General features: G+C 64.0%; 20 protein-coding genes. 17 read left to right on the top strand and 3 right to left on the bottom strand.

What is annotated here, in order from left to right; all coding sequences use genetic code 11:
* Window positions 1-10 precede the first annotated feature (10 nt).
* The 12 genes from tsf to ENHY17A_RS14300 all read left to right on the top strand — a co-directional run bounded on the left by tsf (window position 11) and on the right by ENHY17A_RS14300 (window position 11,385).
* The gene (gene tsf / locus ENHY17A_RS14355; protein WP_159713811.1) at window positions 11-940 is read left to right on the top strand and encodes a translation elongation factor Ts; all 930 of its coding nucleotides are present in this window, start codon (window positions 11-13) and stop codon (window positions 938-940) included.
* Between the two features lie 325 nt (window positions 941-1,265).
* Window positions 1,266-1,988 (top strand): UMP kinase, encoded by a 723-nt coding sequence (gene pyrH / locus ENHY17A_RS14350; RefSeq protein ID WP_159713809.1) that lies wholly within the window; start codon window positions 1,266-1,268, stop codon window positions 1,986-1,988.
* Window positions 1,989-2,016: 28 nt separating this feature from the next.
* Window positions 2,017-2,574: a ribosome recycling factor gene (gene frr / locus ENHY17A_RS14345; RefSeq protein WP_159713807.1), complete on the top strand. Its 558-nt coding sequence runs from the start codon at window positions 2,017-2,019 to the stop codon at window positions 2,572-2,574.
* Window positions 2,575-2,659: 85 nt separating this feature from the next.
* On the top strand, window positions 2,660-3,391 hold the full coding sequence (locus ENHY17A_RS14340) for an isoprenyl transferase (RefSeq protein WP_268894003.1): 732 nt from the start codon (window positions 2,660-2,662) through the stop codon (window positions 3,389-3,391).
* Entirely contained in the window at window positions 3,388-4,194 is an 807-nt protein-coding gene (locus ENHY17A_RS14335) for a phosphatidate cytidylyltransferase (RefSeq protein ID WP_159713805.1), read from the top strand. The genes ENHY17A_RS14340 and ENHY17A_RS14335 overlap by 4 nt, the downstream gene beginning before the upstream one ends.
* Window positions 4,191-5,345, top strand: a complete 1,155-nt coding sequence (locus ENHY17A_RS14330; RefSeq protein ID WP_159713803.1) for a 1-deoxy-D-xylulose-5-phosphate reductoisomerase — start codon at window positions 4,191-4,193, stop codon at window positions 5,343-5,345. The genes ENHY17A_RS14335 and ENHY17A_RS14330 overlap by 4 nt, the downstream gene beginning before the upstream one ends.
* A gap of 25 nt (window positions 5,346-5,370) precedes the next feature.
* Complete coding sequence (locus tag ENHY17A_RS14325) at window positions 5,371-6,504, top strand: M50 family metallopeptidase (protein WP_159713801.1); 1,134 nt, start codon at window positions 5,371-5,373, stop codon at window positions 6,502-6,504.
* Between the two features lie 120 nt (window positions 6,505-6,624).
* Window positions 6,625-9,423: an outer membrane protein assembly factor BamA gene (gene bamA, locus ENHY17A_RS14320; protein WP_159714708.1), complete on the top strand. Its 2,799-nt coding sequence runs from the start codon at window positions 6,625-6,627 to the stop codon at window positions 9,421-9,423.
* Window positions 9,423-10,070, top strand: coding sequence for an OmpH family outer membrane protein (locus tag ENHY17A_RS14315; RefSeq protein WP_159713799.1), 648 nt, complete (start codon window positions 9,423-9,425; stop codon window positions 10,068-10,070). The genes bamA and ENHY17A_RS14315 overlap by 1 nt, the downstream gene beginning before the upstream one ends.
* A 15-nt stretch (window positions 10,071-10,085) precedes the next feature.
* Entirely contained in the window at window positions 10,086-10,559 is a 474-nt protein-coding gene (gene fabZ, locus ENHY17A_RS14310) for a 3-hydroxyacyl-ACP dehydratase FabZ (protein ID WP_159713796.1), read from the top strand.
* 178 nt (window positions 10,560-10,737) lie between these two features.
* Window positions 10,738-10,977 (top strand): 50S ribosomal protein L31, encoded by a 240-nt coding sequence (gene rpmE / locus ENHY17A_RS14305; RefSeq protein ID WP_159713794.1) that lies wholly within the window; start codon window positions 10,738-10,740, stop codon window positions 10,975-10,977.
* A gap of 60 nt (window positions 10,978-11,037) precedes the next feature.
* Window positions 11,038-11,385, top strand: a complete 348-nt coding sequence (locus tag ENHY17A_RS14300; RefSeq protein WP_159713792.1) for a PilZ domain-containing protein — start codon at window positions 11,038-11,040, stop codon at window positions 11,383-11,385.
* On the opposite strand, the gene ENHY17A_RS14295 is transcribed toward ENHY17A_RS14300, so the two are convergent.
* Genes ENHY17A_RS14295 through ENHY17A_RS14290 form a run of 3 tightly spaced genes read right to left on the bottom strand, consistent with a single transcriptional unit; the run spans window position 11,386 to window position 13,860 of the window.
* Window positions 11,386-11,901: an MFS transporter gene (locus tag ENHY17A_RS14295; protein WP_236547987.1), complete on the bottom strand. Its 516-nt coding sequence runs from the start codon at window positions 11,899-11,901 to the stop codon at window positions 11,386-11,388. It lies immediately after the preceding gene.
* A complete protein-coding gene (locus tag ENHY17A_RS14790) occupies window positions 11,874-12,629 on the bottom strand; it encodes an MFS transporter (RefSeq protein WP_236547986.1) in 756 nt (251 codons plus the stop codon). Before ENHY17A_RS14790 ends, ENHY17A_RS14295 begins: the two co-directional genes overlap by 28 nt.
* A 16-nt stretch (window positions 12,630-12,645) precedes the next feature.
* The gene (locus ENHY17A_RS14290; protein ID WP_201296410.1) at window positions 12,646-13,860 is read right to left on the bottom strand and encodes an SLC13 family permease; all 1,215 of its coding nucleotides are present in this window, start codon (window positions 13,858-13,860) and stop codon (window positions 12,646-12,648) included.
* Window positions 13,861-14,305: 445 nt separating this feature from the next.
* On the opposite strand from ENHY17A_RS14290, the gene ccmC reads away from it, so the two are divergent.
* The 5 genes from ccmC to ENHY17A_RS14270 are packed head-to-tail and all read left to right on the top strand — an operon-like array spanning window position 14,306 to window position 18,018.
* Window positions 14,306-14,974, top strand: a complete 669-nt coding sequence (ccmC, locus tag ENHY17A_RS14285; RefSeq protein WP_159714702.1) for a heme ABC transporter permease CcmC — start codon at window positions 14,306-14,308, stop codon at window positions 14,972-14,974.
* Window positions 14,971-15,096 (top strand): hypothetical protein, encoded by a 126-nt coding sequence (locus tag ENHY17A_RS14860; protein ID WP_268894002.1) that lies wholly within the window; start codon window positions 14,971-14,973, stop codon window positions 15,094-15,096. The genes ccmC and ENHY17A_RS14860 overlap by 4 nt, the downstream gene beginning before the upstream one ends.
* Window positions 15,093-15,527 carry a cytochrome c maturation protein CcmE gene (gene ccmE, locus ENHY17A_RS14280; protein ID WP_159713788.1) on the top strand — a complete coding sequence of 145 codons (435 nt, stop codon included), beginning with the start codon at window positions 15,093-15,095 and terminating at the stop codon, window positions 15,525-15,527. The genes ENHY17A_RS14860 and ccmE overlap by 4 nt, the downstream gene beginning before the upstream one ends.
* On the top strand, window positions 15,524-17,491 hold the full coding sequence (locus ENHY17A_RS14275; protein WP_159713786.1) for a heme lyase CcmF/NrfE family subunit: 1,968 nt from the start codon (window positions 15,524-15,526) through the stop codon (window positions 17,489-17,491). The genes ccmE and ENHY17A_RS14275 overlap by 4 nt, the downstream gene beginning before the upstream one ends.
* Entirely contained in the window at window positions 17,488-18,018 is a 531-nt protein-coding gene (locus ENHY17A_RS14270; RefSeq protein ID WP_159713784.1) for a redoxin family protein, read from the top strand. The genes ENHY17A_RS14275 and ENHY17A_RS14270 overlap by 4 nt, the downstream gene beginning before the upstream one ends.
* Window positions 18,019-18,065 lie beyond the last annotated feature (47 nt).

Here is an 18,065-nt window from a genome sequence, read left to right as displayed (position 1 = left end):
GGAAACGAACATGGCCGAGATCACGGCAGCAGCGGTGAAGGAACTGCGCGAGCGTTCAGGCGCCGGCATGATGGACTGCAAAAAGGCGCTGACCGAAAATGGCGGCGACATGGAAGCGGCGATGGACTGGCTGCGGACCAAGGGTCTGGCGGCTGCGCAGAAGAAGTCGAGCCGCACCGCGGCCGAAGGTCTGGTCGGCGTCGCGGTTGCAGGCACCAAGGGTGCGGCAGTCGAAGTGAACTCCGAAACCGATTTCGTCGCCAAGAACGACCAGTTCCAGGCGTTCGTTCGCGACGTCACCGCGATCGCGCTGGAATCGGGCGACGATATCGACACGCTCAAGACCGCAGCGATGCCGTCGGGCAAGTCGGTGGATGAGACGCTGACCAACAACATCGCGACGATCGGCGAGAACCAGTCGCTGCGCCGTGCGAAGCGCCTGGCAGTGACGAAGGGCGCGGTGATCCCGTACGTCCATAACGCAGCGGCACCGGGCCTCGGCAAGATCGGCGTGCTCGTCGCGCTCGAATCCGATGCGGGTGTCGATGTGCTCGAACCGCTCGGCAAGCAGATCGCGATGCACATCGCGGCCGCTTTCCCGCTGGCACTCGACGAATCGGGCCTCGACCAGGACGTGCTGGAGCGCGAGCGCCAGATCGCGACCGAAAAGGCAGCAGAAAGCGGCAAGCCCGCCGACATCATCGCCAAGATGGTCGAGGGATCGGTGAAGAAGTTCGCCAAGGAAAACGCGCTGCTCAGCCAGCCGATCGTGATGGATGGCAAGACGCCGGTCGCGGACGTCGTCGCCAAGGCGGCGAAGGACGCAGGCACGACCATCGTGCTCAAGGACTATGTCCGCTTCCAGCTCGGCGAAGGCATCGAGAAGGAAGAAAGCGATTTCGCAGCCGAAGTGGCGGCGACCGCGGGGATCAAGAACTGATCCGGGATCGGATTGGTTCGTGAGAACAGGGAAGGGCGGCTCCGAGGGGCCGCCCTTTCTATGTACGCTCTCGCCCAAAACCGTTTGTCCCGAGTAGCCTTCGAGCTTGTCGAGAAGGCGTATCGAGGGAGGAGGGTCACAGGAGAGCCTGTCTCGATACGGGTTCTCGACTTCGCTCGACCCCTACTCGACACCAACGGTTTGGGGGTGGGGCGTGCTGCCGTGGCTTTGTCGCGGATGGCTACGCGCATCCCCGCTTGGCATCGCAGCGCACCGCTTCTAAGGTCCGCGCGCCTTATCCCCCGCCCGCAACACAAGTGAATCCATGCCCGCTACGAAATTCAAACGCATCCTTCTGAAACTCTCGGGCGAAGTCCTGATGGGGTCGGGCCAGTTCGGCATCGACCCGGCGACCTGTGAGCGCGTGGCGCGCGAAGTGAAGGCGGCGAAGGAAGCGGGGCTTGAGATCTGCATGGTCGTCGGCGGCGGCAATATCTTCCGCGGGCTGGCTGGCGCCGCGCAGGGCTTCGATCGGGCGAGCGCCGATTACATGGGCATGCTCGCGACCGTGATGAACGCGCTCGCGATGCAGAACGCGCTGGAGAAAGCGGGCGTCGAAACCCGCGTCCAGTCGGCGATCCCGATGGCCAGCGTCTGCGAACCCTATATCCGGCGCAAGGCCGAGCGGCATATGCAGAAGGGCCGCGTCGTGCTGTTCGCAGCGGGCACCGGCCTGCCGTTCTTCACCACCGATACCACCGCTGCGTTGCGCGCGGCGGAAATGAATTGCGACGCGCTATTCAAGGGCACCAGCGTCGACGGCGTTTATAACGCCGATCCGAAAAAGGTGTCGACGGCAACGCGTTATGACGCCCTGAGCTTCAACCGCGTGCTCGCCGACGATTTGAAGGTGATGGATGCGAGCGCGGTGGCGCTGTGCCGCGACAACGACATCCCGATCGTGGTGTTCAACATCCGCGACGAAGGCAATCTGACCGCGGTTTTGCGCGGCGAAGGCACATCGACGATCGTCAAGAACGACGCGTAAGTTTCTGGAATGAAGAGAGGATTGCATCATGGCCGCTTATAACAAGGCCGATCTGGAACGCCGCATGGCGGGTTCGGTCGAATCGCTTAAGGGCGATCTGGGCGGGCTGCGCACCGGACGCGCGTCTGTCAGCCTGCTCGATCCTGTCACGGTCGAAGTCTACGGTGCGAACATGCCGCTGAATCAGGTCGCGACCGTGTCGGCGCCCGAGCCGCGGATGCTGTCGGTGCAGGTGTGGGACAAATCCAATGTCGGCCCGGTAGACAAGGCGATCCGTTCGGCAGGATTGGGTCTGAACCCGATCGTCGACGGGCAGAATATCCGCCTGCCGATCCCCGACCTGACCGAGGAGCGCCGCAAGGAACTGGCCAAGCTTGCCGGCCAATATGCCGAGAAAGCGCGCATCGCCGCGCGTAACGTGCGCCGCGACGGTATGGACAGCCTGAAGACCGACGAGAAGAAGGGCGAGATTTCGGAGGACGAGCGCAAGAAACTCGAAACCGAAGTCCAGAAGCTGACCGACGCGACCATCGCCGATATCGACGCGACCGCGACGTCGAAGGAAAAGGAAATCCTGGGTCAGTGATTTCGGGGCAATCCCATTTTCCCCTTCGTGCTGAGCGCGCTGCCCTTGGGGTCGATAGGCTCAGTGCGAACGGAGTAGGTTGAGCGTGGCGAGCGAACCTTTGGCCGTGACGGAAACCGCCACCATCCCTCGCCACGTCGCCATCATCATGGACGGCAACGGACGCTGGGCAAAAGCTCGGCGGTTGCCGCGCATTGCCGGGCATAAAAAGGGCGTCGAGGCGGTTCGCAAGGCGACGCGCGCCGCGCGCGACCTGGGGATCGAGGTGCTGACGCTCTATGCCTTTTCGTCGGAGAATTGGCGGCGACCCGAGGATGAAGTCACCGACCTGATGGGATTGCTGCGGCATTTCCTGTCGTCGGAGGTCAACGACCTGATCGCCGAAAATGTGCGGCTGCGGGTGATCGGCGATTACCGCGTGCTCAAATCCGACATCGTCGCGATGATCGACGACGCGATTGAGAGGACGGCGACCAATACCGGGCCGATACTGGTGATCGCGCTCAACTATGGGGCGCAGGCGGAATTGGTTGCGGCGACGCGGGCACTGGCGGTGAAGGTTGCCGGGGGGGAGTTGGCTGCCGATGCGATCGACGAGGCCGCGATCGAAGCGCATTTGACGACCCGCGACCTGCCGCCGCTCGACCTGATGATCCGCACTTCGGGCGAAGTGCGGCTGTCGAATTTCCTCCTGTGGCAATCGGCCTATGCCGAACTGATGTTCATCGACACGTTATGGCCCGATGTCGATGAAGCGGTGATCCGTGACGCGATTGCCGATTACGGACGCCGCCAGCGCCGGTTCGGCGGGCTATGACCGATACGCCGCCATTGCCCCCCCGTGACGGACCGAAATCGGCGTCCGACGTTCGGCTGCGCATCTTTGCCAGCATCGGCATGATCGCGATCGCGACCGCCGCGCTGTGGTTCGGCGAGCTGGCATTCTGGGTACTCGTCTCGGTAATCTCGTTGTTCATGATGGCGGAATGGGCCGATCTGCATAAGGTCGATGCCCAGCAGAAACGCCTGTCGATGTTCGCGATTTCGGTGCCACTGGCGATCCTGTCGCCGCTGGCGGCGGGGCCGGGCTTCTTCGCATTGGGGCTGATCGCGGGCGCGGCGTTCTTCATCGTCATCATCACCCGGCGCACGTCGCTGCTGCGCGGTATCCTCTATGTCGGACTTCCTGCGCTGGCGCTGATCCTGTTGCGCGACCAGCCGAACGGGTTCGTCATCACATTATGGGCAATGGGACTGGTGTGGGCGACCGATATCGGCGCGTTCTTTGCCGGGCGGACGATCGGTGGACCCAAGCTTGCCCCCGCACTCAGCCCCAACAAGACCTGGGCCGGGCTGATCGGCGGTGTGCTGCTCGCGACCGTCTATAGCTCCGTGATGATGCGCTGGGGCATTCCAATGAGTTTCGTCATCGCAACGCCCGCGCTGGCGGTGCTCGCACAACTGGGCGACCTGTACGAAAGCGGGCTGAAACGCCGGGCGGGGGTCAAGGACTCCGGGTCGATCCTGCCGGGGCATGGCGGCGTGCTCGACCGGCTCGACGGGCTGGTGCCGGTAGCCCCGGTGATCGCGTTCCTGATCGAATTGCCGAACATCGCATGAAGCGGATCACCATCCTTGGTGCGACGGGGTCGATCGGCACCTCGACGCTCGACCTAATCGAACGCAATCGCGACGGATTCGAGGTGCTGGCGCTCACCGCCAACAGCGACGTGGACGGTCTGGCGGCTGCGGCAAAGCGTGTCGGTGCCAAACGCGCCGTCGTCGCCGATGCGACCCGTTACGAAGCGCTGAAAGCCGCGCTTGCCGACACGGGCATCGAGGCCGCAGCGGGTGCCGATGCGGTGTGCGACGCCGCGCGGATGGGGGCGGACTGGACGATGGCGGCGATCGTCGGCTGTGCGGGGTTGAAGCCCGTGATGGCCGCGATCGAGAGTGGTGGCACGCTGGCGCTTGCGAACAAGGAAGCGCTGGTTTCTGCGGGCGAGGTGATGACGCGCGCGGTCGAAGCGCATGGGGTCACGCTGTTGCCCGTCGATTCCGAACATAATGCGGTGTTCCAGTGCCTTGACCGCACCGCGCCGAAAGGCGTCGCGCGGATCATCCTGACCGCGAGTGGTGGTCCGTTTCGCGAGCGAACCCTGGACGAGATGCGCGGGATTACACCGGAGCAGGCGGTGGCGCACCCCAACTGGTCGATGGGCGCCAAGATCTCCGTCGATTCGGCGACGATGATGAACAAGGGGCTCGAACTGATCGAAGCCTTTCATCTCTTTCCGGTCGCCGCCGATCAATTCGACATCATCGTCCACCGCCAGTCGGTGGTACATTCGATGGTCGAATATATCGATGGATCGGTGCTCGCGCAGATGGGGTCGCCCGATATGCGTACGCCCATTGCCTATGCACTGGCATGGCCAGAGCGAATGGAGACGCCATGCGAGCGACTGGACCTGGCGAAAGTCGCGCGGCTTGATTTCGAAGCGGCGGACGCGGTGCGGTTTCCCGCAATCGGCCTGGCGAAGGAAGCTTTGCGCGCAGGCGGCGCGCGACCGGCGATCTTGAATGCGGCCAATGAAGTTGCGGTCGAAGCCTTTCTGAAGGGTCGTGTCGGCTTCCTCGAAATTGCCGCAATCGTCGCCGATACGCTTGGGCGTTACGACCCGCTGGCGCCCGACAGCCTCGATGCCGTATTGGCGATCGATGCCGAAGCGCGACGAATCGCGGGCGAACGTGTACAGGCCTGCGTTTGAAGGCCCGGTTTGAGGACGGCTTGGATTGATCGAAAGCCCTGGGTTTCTGCTGACGATCCTGGCGTTTGCGCTGGTGATCGGTCCGCTCGTGTTCATTCACGAAATGGGACATTATCTCGCCGGACGCTGGTTCGGCGTGAAGGCGGAAGCGTTTTCGATCGGCTTCGGCCGCGAAATCGCCGGCTTCACCGACAAGCGCGGCACGCGGTGGAAATTCGGTTGGATGCCGCTGGGCGGCTATGTCCGCTTCGCAGGCGACATGAATCCCGCCAGCCAGCCAGATGCACAATGGCTGTCGCTTCCGCCCGAAGAGCGCGCGCAAACCTTCCAGGCCAAGAAGCTATGGCAACGCGCGATCATCGTTGCAGCCGGGCCGATCACCAATTTCCTGCTCGCCATCCTGATCCTTGGTGGCTTCGCGCTTGTCTACGGCGAAAGCCGGACGCCGCCGATGGTGGAAACCGTAGTTGCAGGCGGTGCCGCGGCGGGTGCGGGGTTGCAGCCCGGCGACCGGATCGTCGCGATGGGCGGCACCCGGATCGAAACGTTCGACGATATCCGCAACTATGCCCAGATTCGCCCGGACGAACGGGTGCGCGTCACTTATGACCGCGCAGGGGCGACGCAGACCGCCGATTTGACGATCGCCATCCAGCGCGAAGTCGACCGGTTCGGCAACGAATATCGCACCGGGCTGGTTGGCATCGGCAATGCGTCGGCGGTATTCGAACCGGTCAGCCTGCTTCGCGCACCGGTCGTCGGTGTCGAGCGTACCGTGGACATCGTCCAGATGATGGTCGCGACCATCGGTCAGATCATCACGGGGCGGCGTCCGCTCGACGAACTGGGCGGGCCGCTCAGGATTGCCAAGGTGTCTGGCGAGACGATGACATTGGGCTGGCCCGCGTTCATCACGTTGATCGCTTTGGTCTCGATTAATTTGGGGTTCATCAACCTGTTGCCAGTTCCGATGCTGGATGGTGGCCACTTGTTCTTCTATGCGATCGAAGCGGTTCGGCGGAAGCCGGTCGATCCGAAGGTGCTCGACTGGGCCTTTCGCGGCGGACTGGCCGCGTTGCTCGCACTGATGCTGCTGGTCACGGTCAACGATCTCGGCTCGTTCGGGCTGTGGGATAATCTGGCCGGGTTGATCGGCTGACGTGGTTGGGGCAGGGGCGTACGGCCTTCTGGCACCAGTATTTGATTTTTTCCTCGATTGGGGTGGAATGTGACGGCGAACAAGCTTTCCAAGATCGGCTCGAAGGCAGCCGTGGCGCTGATGGCGACCACCGTGCTGTCCGGCGTGGCCCAGGCGCAGACCGCGCCGCCCCCGGCTGCCGCGCCCGCGCCGCAGCAACAGACGCCGACGACGACACCGCAGCCAGCGCCTGCGCCGCAGCAGGCCCCGGCGCAGCAACAGGCACCCGCCCCGCAGCGGGCAAATCCGGCGGCGCCTGCGCCGTTGATCGCCGCCCCGCAGGTCCAGCGCACGATCAAATCGATTCGCGTCGCGGGCAACCAGCGGATCGAGGCGGAAACGATCATCGCCTATACCCAGCTTCGCGCTGGCGGCACCTACACCAACGAAACCATCGATCAGGCGCTGCGCGACCTGCTCGCCAGCGATTTCCTGGCCGATGTGCAGATCGAGGGCGTCGAGACGGGTGACATCATCATCCGCGTGACCGAGAATCCGGTCATCAACCGCGTGATCTTCGAGGGCAATCGCCGGTTGAAGACCGACAAGATCCAGCCCGAGGTAAAGCTCGCCCCGCGCCAGATCTTCACCCGCACCGCGGTGCGCGCCGATGTGGCGCGGATCGTCGAGCTGTACCGCCGCCAAGGGCGCTTTGCCGCTTCGGTCGATCCGCAGATGGTCACGCTCGACCAGAACCGCGTCGATGTGGTGTTCGAAATCAGCGAAGGCCCGAAATCGAGCGTTCGCCAGATCAACATCATCGGTAACGAGCAATTCTCCGACGACGACCTGCGCGGCGAGATGGCGACCAAGCAATCGCGCTGGTTCCGCATCCTGTCGTCGAACACGACCTATGACCAGGACCGCCTGGCATACGACCAGCAGTTGCTGCGCCAATTCTACCTGACTCAGGGCTATGCCGATTTCCGGGTGGTGTCCGCCGTCGCCGAGCTGACCCCCGACCGTGAAGATTTCATCATCACCTATGTGGTCGAGGAAGGCGAGCGGTACAAATTCGGCCCCGTCACCGTCGATTCGGCAATTCGCGATTTCGACAACGAACAACTCGCGGCCAACCTGCCGTTCAAGGAGAATGACTGGTACAACGCCAAGCAGGTCGAGGATTCGATCGAGGCGTTGAGCGAGACCGCCGGATTGTTCGGCTACGCCTTTGCCGATGTGAATCCCCAATTCCGCCCCGACCGCGAAAACAAGATCATGGCGATCAATTTCGTGATCAACGAAGCGCAGCGGACCTATGTCGAGCGCGTCAACATCACCGGCAACACCCAGACGCAGGACAAGGTCGTCCGCCGCGAAATGCGCGTGGCTGAGGGCGACGCGTTCAACACCGTGCTGGTGCGTCGTTCGCAGGACCGCATCAATTCGCTCGGCTATTTCGGCGAAAAATTCGAGATCGAACAGGTTCAGGGATCGGCCCCCGACCGCGTCATCCTGAACGCCAATGTCGAAGAACGCGCAACCGGCGAATTGTCGCTGTCGGCAGGCTTCTCCAGCCTTGAGCGCTTCCTGGTCCAGGCGGCGATCCGCCAGCGCAACTTCCGTGGCAAGGGCCAGGACTTGCGCGCGCAGGTCGATTATTCGACCTACAGCAAGTCGGTCGAGCTGGGCTTTACCGAGCCCTATCTGTTCAATCAGAACGTCGCCCTGGGCGCGACGGTGTTCCGCCGCGATTTCAACTCGTTCAACTTCATTGGTCAGGAACGCAACCAGACCTATGAAAATGTGTCGACCGGCGCACAGCTCGTTGCAGCGGTGCCGCTGACCGAATATTGGTCGCTGTCGGGCAATTACCGCCTGACGCAGGACGATGTTTCGCTGGACGAAGCGCAGTTCTTTACCAACGGGGTCTGCGACCCCCTGAAGGCCGGGCGGTATTTGTGCGATGCGATCGGCAACCGCCTGACTTCGGCAGTGGGCCTGAACCTCAGCTATAACTCGCTAAATTCCAGCCTGCGCCCGACGCGTGGCGAGCGGTTGCAACTGGGCCTGGAATTCGCCGGACTGGGTGGCGACACGCGCTTTATCCGTGCCCGCGCCGATGCCCGCAAATATTGGAGCATCGGCAGCGGCTTCATCCTGTCGGCGACCGGCGAGGGCGGGTACATCCACTCGCTTGAGGAAGATCGCGGTCCCAATACCGATTCGGTCCGGATCACCGATCGCTTCTTCCTCGGCGAACCGCAGTTCCGCGGCTTCGACATTCGCGGCGTCGGCCCGCGCGTGCAACGGATCGGCTTCAACGGCACGGTCGCGACCGGCGACCAGTTGCTGGTTACCGACCGCGAGCAGATCATCGACGACGCGCTGGGTGGGAAAGCCTATTATCTCGGCAAGCTCGAGCTCGAAATTCCGCTGGGTGAAGGCGCGCGCGAATTGGGGCTGCGTCCGTCGATCTTCCTACAGGCCGGCGCTCTGTTCGGTCTGAAACGTCCGGTGGTCGGCCAGCAATTCCCGCAGGCGGTCGATGGAAGCGGCAATCCGCTGTTTAACGCCGATGGTTCGCCCTCGTTGCTGCCGCTGGTAACGAACATCACCGATGCCGAGGGTCGCCAACTTTACTTCGTGCCCACCGGTGGCGAAAATGCCGGGTTGGCGACGACATGCCCGATCGGCTTCTCTTCGACGCTGGGCGGCGCGTGCACGGGCACGTCGACCAACACGATCGCGACCAACAGTACGGCACCCTTCTTCGAGCGCTATGTCGGCGATTCGGCAAAGCCCCGTCTTTCGGTCGGCGTCGGCGTCAACTGGAACTCGCCCTTCGGCCCGCTGCGCATCGACGTCGCGCACGCGCTGCTCAAGGAAGAGGGCGACGATACCAAGCTATTCACTTTCAACGTAGGAACTGCATTCTGATGACCATCCTCAAATCGCTCATGCTGGCGGCCGTTGCCGCAACCCCGATCGTTGCCGCGACTGCCGTTCCGGCCACTGCCCAGATCGCCGGAGTCGCCGTTGCCGATCCCGAAGCCGCGATCCAGAACAGCAATGCGTGGAAGACCGCAATCACGCAGATCCAAACGACGCACAAGGCAGCGCTCGATCAGGCGCAGGCGCGCACCACCGCCGTGCAGAACGAACTGCGCCCGCTGGTCCAGCAGCTTCAGACCGCCAGCCAGCAGCCCAATGCAAACCAGCAGCAGTTGCAGACCCAGGCCGCCGCGATCCAGGCGAAGGAACAGGCGGCACAGGCCGAAATCGCACGCCTGACCCAGCCCGCTCAGCTCGCTCGTGCCTATGCATTCGAACAGATCAACCGTCAGGTCAGCCCGGCGGTCAATGCGGTCATCACTGCGCGCAAGCTTCAGTTGTTGATGCGTCCCGAAGCGCTGCTTTATGCCAATCAGGCGACCGATGTGACTGCGCTGATTACGACCGAACTCAACCGCCTGGTCCCCAGCGTCACGACGACGCCGCCGGCAGGCTGGCAGCCGAATCAGCAGCAGCAGGGCGCAGCGCCCGCCGCCGCGGCACCTGCCGCTCCGGCACCCACCGGCCGCTAAGCCCGGATGACGGAAATGAGCGACACGGAAGCGACGAACATCGGCCCGCTCGACATTGGGCGGGTCATGGCGGCGCTTCCGCATCGTTACCCGATGCTGCTGGTCGACCGGGTCGAGGAACTGATCCCCGACCGGTCGATCCGCGCCATCAAGGCGGTGACGATCAACGAGCAGTTCTTTCAGGGTCATTTCCCCGGTCGCCCGATCATGCCCGGCGTCCTGATCGTCGAGGCGTTGGCGCAGGCCGCGGGCGTGCTCGCGGTTGAGAGCCTGGGTCTAGCGGGCACGGGCAAGCTCGTTTATTTCATGTCGATCGACGGCGTGAAGTTCAGGAAGCCGGTTGAGCCCGGCGTGCTGATGAGCCTGGAGGTCGAATTCGTCCAGAAACGATCGCGCGTCTGCAAATTCGCGGGCAAGGCGAAAATCGACGGCGAACTGGCGGCGGAATGCGAATTCACCGCGATGATCGCCGATCCGCCTGCGGCCTAGATCGTCACCCCAGCGCAAGCTGGGGTATCAAGCCGTATCGCAAGCGCCGCCTGATATGCCAGCCTGCGCTGGCATGACGAGTTTGTGGGCAAATCTTGCACCACCGCGCCTGCTCTGCTAGGCGCGCGCCTTCCTATTTCCAGGCTGGTCGGAACCAGCCGCGCCAGGAGCATATGACGTGAAAGCAGATACCCACCCCGATTATCACATGATCAAGGTCCAGATGACCGACGGCACCGTGTACGAAACCAAGTCCACCTGGGGCAAGGAAGGCGACACGATGACGTTGGAAATCGATCCGCTGGCGCATCCGGCATGGACCGGCGGCAACCAGCGTCTGCTCGATGCGGGTGGTCAGGTCGCCCGCTTCAACAAGCGGTTCGGCGGCGGCATTTCGCTCCGTAAAAAAGAAGACTGAGGTCTTCACACACCCGACATCGTTAACGCGCTGTTAGCCATCGAATCGTAGGCTGTGCGTATGAGTTACGCGCAGCCTCGTTCGTTTTCGGTCCCGTCCTTTTCGGCGGAGTTCGAACCTGCTTACCCATCGACGCATCGCAAGTCGCGCCGCGCGCCGGTGTCGTTCGACGCGCGGGTCGGGCGCGGGGGGCTGGACCGGGCATTGTGCCGCGTGACGGACCTGTCGCTGCACGGGGCGCGGCTGATCACCTATTCGCCGCTGAAGCGCGGGCAGGAAATCTGGCTGACCCTGCCCGAAGTCGGCCCGCGAATCGCGCGCGTGATGCGCGTCGACGAATTCGAGGCGGGGGTGGAATTCGAACAGCCGATTACCGAGGATGATTTCGACAATCTGATCGAACGTTGATCAGCCTGGAGACGCATGCCTCGTCTCCTTCATGCCGAACTGGAACAGCAGCAGCGCCAGCGTCGCGATGCCCGCCAGGAACCAGAAGCCCCAGCGATAGCTGTCGGTCGCGTCGACGATCATGCCGGCCAGTGTCTGGCTGAGGAATAACCCGATCATGTGACCGACATTGATGACCCCCAGCGTCACCGCGTAACGCCCTGTCCCCTTGGTCAGATCGGCGACGATCAGCATCCAGATGACGCCGAAGATGCCCGCACCGACGCCGTCCAGTGCCTGCACCGCGAGCAGATACCAGGGCTCATCCGAAAAGCCGTAGAGAATGCCGCGGATCGGGAGCGCGATCAGGCCGATCAGGAACACGGGTTTTCGTCCCCACAGATCGGCATATTTCCCTGCAAAGGTCGATACCGGGATCATCACTGCCTGGGCCAGGATGATGCACGCGCTCATCCATAACGCGGCACCCGATCCGCCCGCATTGGCGGTCAGTTCCTGCCCGACCAGTGGCAGCATCGCGGCATTGCCGAAATGGAACAGCAGGACGACGAAGAAAAGACGAGGATGCGGCGGTCCGACAGCACTTGGGTAAAGCTGCTGACATGGAGTTCGCCGGTGTCGGTCACCGCACCGCGCGCGATGCGCGGGTCGATCTCGGATCGGCGGACCATCAGGATCGATAGCGCGGAGAAGATGCTCCACAGCGCCACGACCCAGAAGATATATTCGCGCGCGAGATAGTGGCCGACGCCCCCTGCGATCAACGCGGCGACGATGTTGCCCGCATGGTTGAACGCCTCGTTGCGCCCGGTGCGCGGTGCGAAGCGCTTCGGCCCGACCACGCCCAGGGTGATCGAGGCGATGCCGGGGATGATGAACGCGGCGGCGGCACCCACGATGATCTGGCAAGTAAGAACCACCGGAAACGTCGTGACGATGGTCATCATCGGCGTCGCGATGGCGACCGCGATACAGGCGAGGATCAGCAGCAGTCGCTTGTTTTCGGCGCGGTCCATCCATTGGCCCGCGGGGATCTGCGCCAGGCCGGTGGCGACGCCCATCGCGCCCATGACGACGCCGATCGCCGATGCGCTCCATTGGTGACTGGCGAGCAGATAGATGGCGAGGAACGGCCCGACTCCGTCGCGCACATCCGCCAGGAAGAAGTTCATCCAGTCGAGCCCGCGCTTCGACTGGGGGCTGGGGTTGCGGTCGTCGATATCGGCCGGTGCCACGCTCGCCATCAATCTCTCCTCATCCTCACCACACCAGCCATCCGCCCGCGACCAGCCACGCGGTCGCCAGCGTCATCGAAATGAGCGCCACCGGAATGCCGACGCGCGCAAAGTCCATGAACCCAAGCCGCACCCCCTGCTGGCGCGCGCTTTCGGCGACGATCAGGTTCACGACGCTGCCGACGATCAGCAGATTGCCCGCCAGCGTGGAGAGCAACGCCAGCGCATGGAGTGTGTCGGCGGACATATTGGGCGCGACCTGGAGCAGCACGACCACGAACGGCACGTTGCCGATCAGGTTCGACCCGACCAGCGATGCGACCGCCAACGGCATCGCGCGGTCGGGTGCGAAGCCCAGCGATTGCATCCAGGCACCGGTGCTCGTGCTCCATCCCGCTTCGCTGAACGCGCCGGTAACGACGAACAGGCCGGCGAACAGCAGCAGCAGGTTCCAGTCGACGCGCGCGACCAGATCGCGGCTGGCGAAGCGGCGGCTGACCATCAACGCGACCGCGATGGTGAGGGCTGCTGCTTCGCGCGGGATCGGGGTGGCAAAAAGGATGAGAAGCGCGGCGGTGGCGACCAGCGCCTTCGTCATCGCGCCCCGGTCGAACGCGACAGGGGGAAGCGCGCCGCCCGAGCCGCCCGCCAGCACCCAGCGCTTGCGCCACATTGCCCAGATGACCAACCAGACGACGCCGCATGCCATGATCGCGGGCGGACCGCAGACCAGGATGAAGCGGAAGAAATCGAGGCTTCCCGCTTGCCCGATCAGGATGTTCTGCGGGTTGCCGATTAGCGTCGCGGCCGATCCCGCATTGGCCGCACCCGCAAGTGCGAGCAGGAAAGGACGGGGATCGAGGCCCTTGGCGCGCACGCCCGCGCACAGCACCGGCGTCAGCGCAAAGACGACGATATCGTTCACCAGGATCGCCGAGAGAAACCCGCCAAGCGCGACGATATACGCGAGCAAGCGGGCGGGCTTGTCGCCGGTCCTGACCACGAACTCTGCGCAGCGCCCGTAAAATCCGGCCAGGTCGAATTGAGCCGACAGAATCATCAGCCCCAACAGCAGCACGATCGCGTCGATTTCGACGAGCGGCGCGGCGGTTTCCACCGACAGCGCGCCGATCAGGATCAACAATGTCGCACCCGCGACCGCGATCCATGCGCGATCGACCTTCAACCGCGGAATGCCGCCCGTCGCCATGCCGATATAGACGGCGATGAAGACGGCCAAGACGGCGTTCTGCGGCGAAATGGCGCTAACCCTTTGTTATGGTGGAACATGCCACATTTCGGCGGTGAAACGGCACGTTTCGTCGTCAAGGCCCTAACGCAGATCAACGAAATTGGGTGCATTCACCGCTGTATCCTTCGGACATCCATTCGTTTCGAGCGAAGTCGAGAAACGTACCGCAAGCGCTTCGAATGCGTTTCTCGACTTCGCTCGAAACGAACGGTGCGTTGGAATTTACATGGCCTGATGGGGATCGCCCCTGCTGCTTCGGCAGGAGACGGCTCCGGCGTTCGGGGAGCGACGGGATGCTATCGGGGTAAATAGCCGAACCGCATTGCTATAAGTCGGAGGTGGAAACCCGCAAGATTTCAGCCTAAAGCGTGCGCCAGATACCGTGATTCACGCCCTTGCCAATCCCACGCGCTTCCTGAAGATCGCGCGCCCGATGACGCCCATCCTGTTCTGGGGAGGGGTGATGGCGCTGGCCGTCGCGTTTTGGGGCGGGCTGACACAGGTGCCGCCTGATTACCTCCAAGGCGACAGTTTCCGTATCCTTTATGTCCATGTTCCCGCCGCGTGGCTGGGGCTGGGCGGCTGGTCGAGCCTGGCGATCGCCTGCTTTGCCTATCTGGTCTGGAAACATCCGCTGGCGTTCGTTGCAGCGCGCGCGATCGCGCCGGTGGGTGCGTTGTTCGCGGCCTTGTGTCTGATCACCGGATCGATCTGGGGACGTCCGACCTGGGGCACGTGGTGGGAATGGGACGGGCGGCTGACGTCGATGCTGATCCTGTTCTTCGTCTATCTCGCCTGGATCGCGCTCGCGCGCGCCGACAGCGAGCGCGGCGGCGACGGGCGGGTGGTCGCGCTGTTCGGCATTGCGGGCACCGTGCTGCTGCCGATCGTGCGCTATTCGGTGGTGTGGTGGAACACGCTGCACCAAGGGCAGAGCATCGGGCTGACCGGGTCGAGCATCGATGCGTCGATGCTGTGGCCACTCTGGTGGAGCATCGCGGGGTTTTCCGCGCTGTTCGGCGCGCTGGTATTAATGCGGATGCGGGCGATGATCGCCGATAACCGCGTGGAAGCGCGGATGCGGCGGATGGCGGCGGCATGAACCACTGGAACTTCATCGCGGCGGCCTATGCGATCGTCATCGGCGCGACGGGCGGCATGTCGCTGATCGCTTATCTGGCGATGCGTCGGGCAGAGCGCGCGGCGGAAGGCCTGCGCCGATGAAGGCCAAGCATCAGCGATTATGGCTGGGCCTGGCCGCGCTGGCCGCAGTGATCGGCGCGGCGGTGCTCGCGCTGTCGGCGCTGCAGGATCAGGCCGCGTTCTTCTATGCGCCCTCCGACGTCCAACGCAGCGCGCCACCGCTCGATCGTGGCGTGCGGCTGGGCGGCATGGTGGTCGAGGGATCGATCGATCGCGCCGCCGATGGCGTGTCGATCGCATTCGACGTGACCGATGGCGGCGCGACGGTGCCGGTGCGCTTTGCAGGGATCACCCCCGACTTGTTCCGCGAGGGATCGGGCGTCGTCGCGGAGGGGCGCTTTCAGCCCGATGGCAGCTTCGTCGCCGACAATATCCTGGCCAAGCATGACGAGCGCTACATGCCGCCCGAAATTGCAGGCGCAATGCACAAGACCGAGTCGCTGGAGCAATGATCGCCGAATTCGGTCTGGCGGCGCTGTGGCTGGCTGCCGCGTTGGCAGTGTTGCAGCTTGCGATGGCGGCGCTGGGGTTGAGCCTGTCCCGCGCGCCGTCGGGGTCGGACAGTCGAGGGGAAGCGGCACAGCAACTCTTCGCCGCGATCCGGCCCGTGGCGATCGTGCAGGGCCTGCTCGCCATCGCGTCGTTCGGCGCGCTGATCGCACTGTTCGTGCGGTCGGACATGTCGGTCGCACTGGTCGTGCAGCACAGCCATTCGCTCAAGCCCATGCTTTACAAGATCACGGGGACGTGGGGCAATCACGAGGGCTCGATGCTCTTGTGGATCACGATCCTGGCGCTGTCAGGCGCGGCAATCGCGATGTTCGAACGGCGCTTGCGGCAGGACACACTGATCGCGACGCTAGCGGCGCAGGCGCTGATCGCCATTGGCTTCTATGCGTTCCTGCTGTTTTCCTCGAACCCGTTCGCGCGCGTGCTTCCCGCGGCGCCGGAAGGGCTGGGGCTCAATCCGCTGTTGCAGGATCCGGGTTTGGCGTTCCACCCGCCGCCGCTTTACGTCGGCTATGTCGGGCTGTCGGTAGCGTTCTCGTTTGCGGTGGGCGCGCTCGTCACCCGCGATGTCGGTCCGACATTTGCGCGCGCGATGCGGCCCTGGGTGCTGCTCGCCTGGATTTTCCTGACCATCGGCATCGCGGCGGGCAGCTACTGGGCCTATTACGAACTGGGCTGGGGCGGCTGGTGGTTCTGGGACCCGGTCGAGAATGCGTCGCTGATGCCCTGGCTGGCGGCGACCGCGTTGCTCCATTCGGTGACGGTACTGGCGACCCGCGACGGGCTTCGCGCTTGGACGATCGTGCTGGCGCTGGTGGCGTTCGCGATGTCGATGCTGGGCACGTTCCTGGTGCGGTCGGGAATCCTGACTAGCGTCCACGCCTTTGCCGTCGATCCGACGCGGGGCACTTTCATTCTCTTGCTGCTTGCATTCTACATCGGCGGCGCGCTGGCGCTGTTCGCTGCGCGGATCGGCGCGGTGAAACAGGGCAAGTTGTTCGAGCCGGTCAGCCGCGAAGGCGCGCTGGTGGTGAACAACCTGCTGCTCAGCGTGATCCTGGGCATCGTCCTGATCGGGACGCTTTATCCCATCTTTGCGCAGTGGATGGGGCAGCAGATTTCGGTCGGCCCGCCGGTGTTCAACAAGACGACGGTGCCGATCGCGCTGGCGTTGTTCGTGGTGGCCGCCGCCGGGCCGTTGTTGCGCTGGCGCCGGGATGAGACGCGCGCCTTGATCGGGCGGCTGAAATGGCCGATCGCGGCGTTCGTTATCGGCGGTGGGGCGGTGCTGGTGCTGGCCCCCGATGCCGGGGTATTTCCGACGCTGGGGCTGGCGCTCGCCGCTGCGCTCGGCATCGCCAGCCTGGCGCCGCTGGCTGGGCGCAACCTGCGCCGCACGCCGCTCCACCTGTACGGCATGGTCATCGCCCATTTCGGGGTCGCGGTCTCGATTGCCGGGATGGCGAGCGAAACGGCATTCAGCAAGGAAGTGCTGGTCGCCGCCCGTCCCGGCCAGAGCTATGCTGTCGGGCCTTTCGACATGACGTTCGCAGGCGTGCGCCCGACTGTCGGCAATAACTGGACGGGCGTCGAGGCCGTGCTGGTCGCGCGCAAGGGCGACGGCGGGCGTGCCGTCGCGCTCAATCCGCAACAGCGTTTCTTTGCGTCGCCGCCGACCGAAACCAGCGAGGCGGCACTGTCGACGCATTGGGACGGTCAGCTTTACGCGGTGATCGGTCAGCGCGCCGATGAAGGACGCTGGCAGCTTCGCCTGTGGTGGAAACCGTTCGTGACGTTGATCTGGTACGGGGCGCTGTTGATCGCGCTGGGCGGCCTGATCTCGCTGATCGGGCGCGTACGGGGCAAACGCGTGCCCAAGCCCGAAGTCACTGGGTATCGCAAGTGAAGCGCTCGCTGATCCTGTGGGTGCCGTTCGCGGTGTTCGTCGGTGTCGCGATCCTGGTCGCCAGCGCCTTGGTCGCGCCTGCCGACCGCTCGGTGAAATCGAAGCTGATCGGCCAGCCGCTCCCTGAATTTGCGCTCGACCCGATGATCGAGGGCAAGCCGGGTCTGGCGACACCGGCATTCGCGACCGGGCGACCACGACTGCTGAACATCTTTGCTAGCTGGTGCGTACCTTGCATTGCAGAGGCGCCGCATCTGATGGCGCTGAAGGACGCGGGTGCGACGATCGATGCGATCGCGATCCGCGACGAGCCCGATGCGGTCGCCGCGTTCCTGGCGCGGCACGGCGATCCGTATCGCGCGATCGGCGACGATGCGGAACGGCGCGTGCAACTCAATCTGGGGTCGGCAGGCGTGCCCGAGACGTTCGTGATCGACGGGCATGGACGGATCGTGATGCAGCATATCGGCGATATCCGAGCCGAGGATGTGCCGGAGATTCTCGCGGCGCTGGAGGCGGCGGAGTGACCGGGCCACACACTCCCCGTCACCCCGGATTTATTCCGGGGTCCACT

This window comes from Sphingomonas sp. AX6 (assembly GCF_902506605.1).
GTDB lineage: Bacteria > Pseudomonadota > Alphaproteobacteria > Sphingomonadales > Sphingomonadaceae > Sphingomonas.
This window is presented reverse-complemented; position numbering and strand designations above follow the sequence as displayed.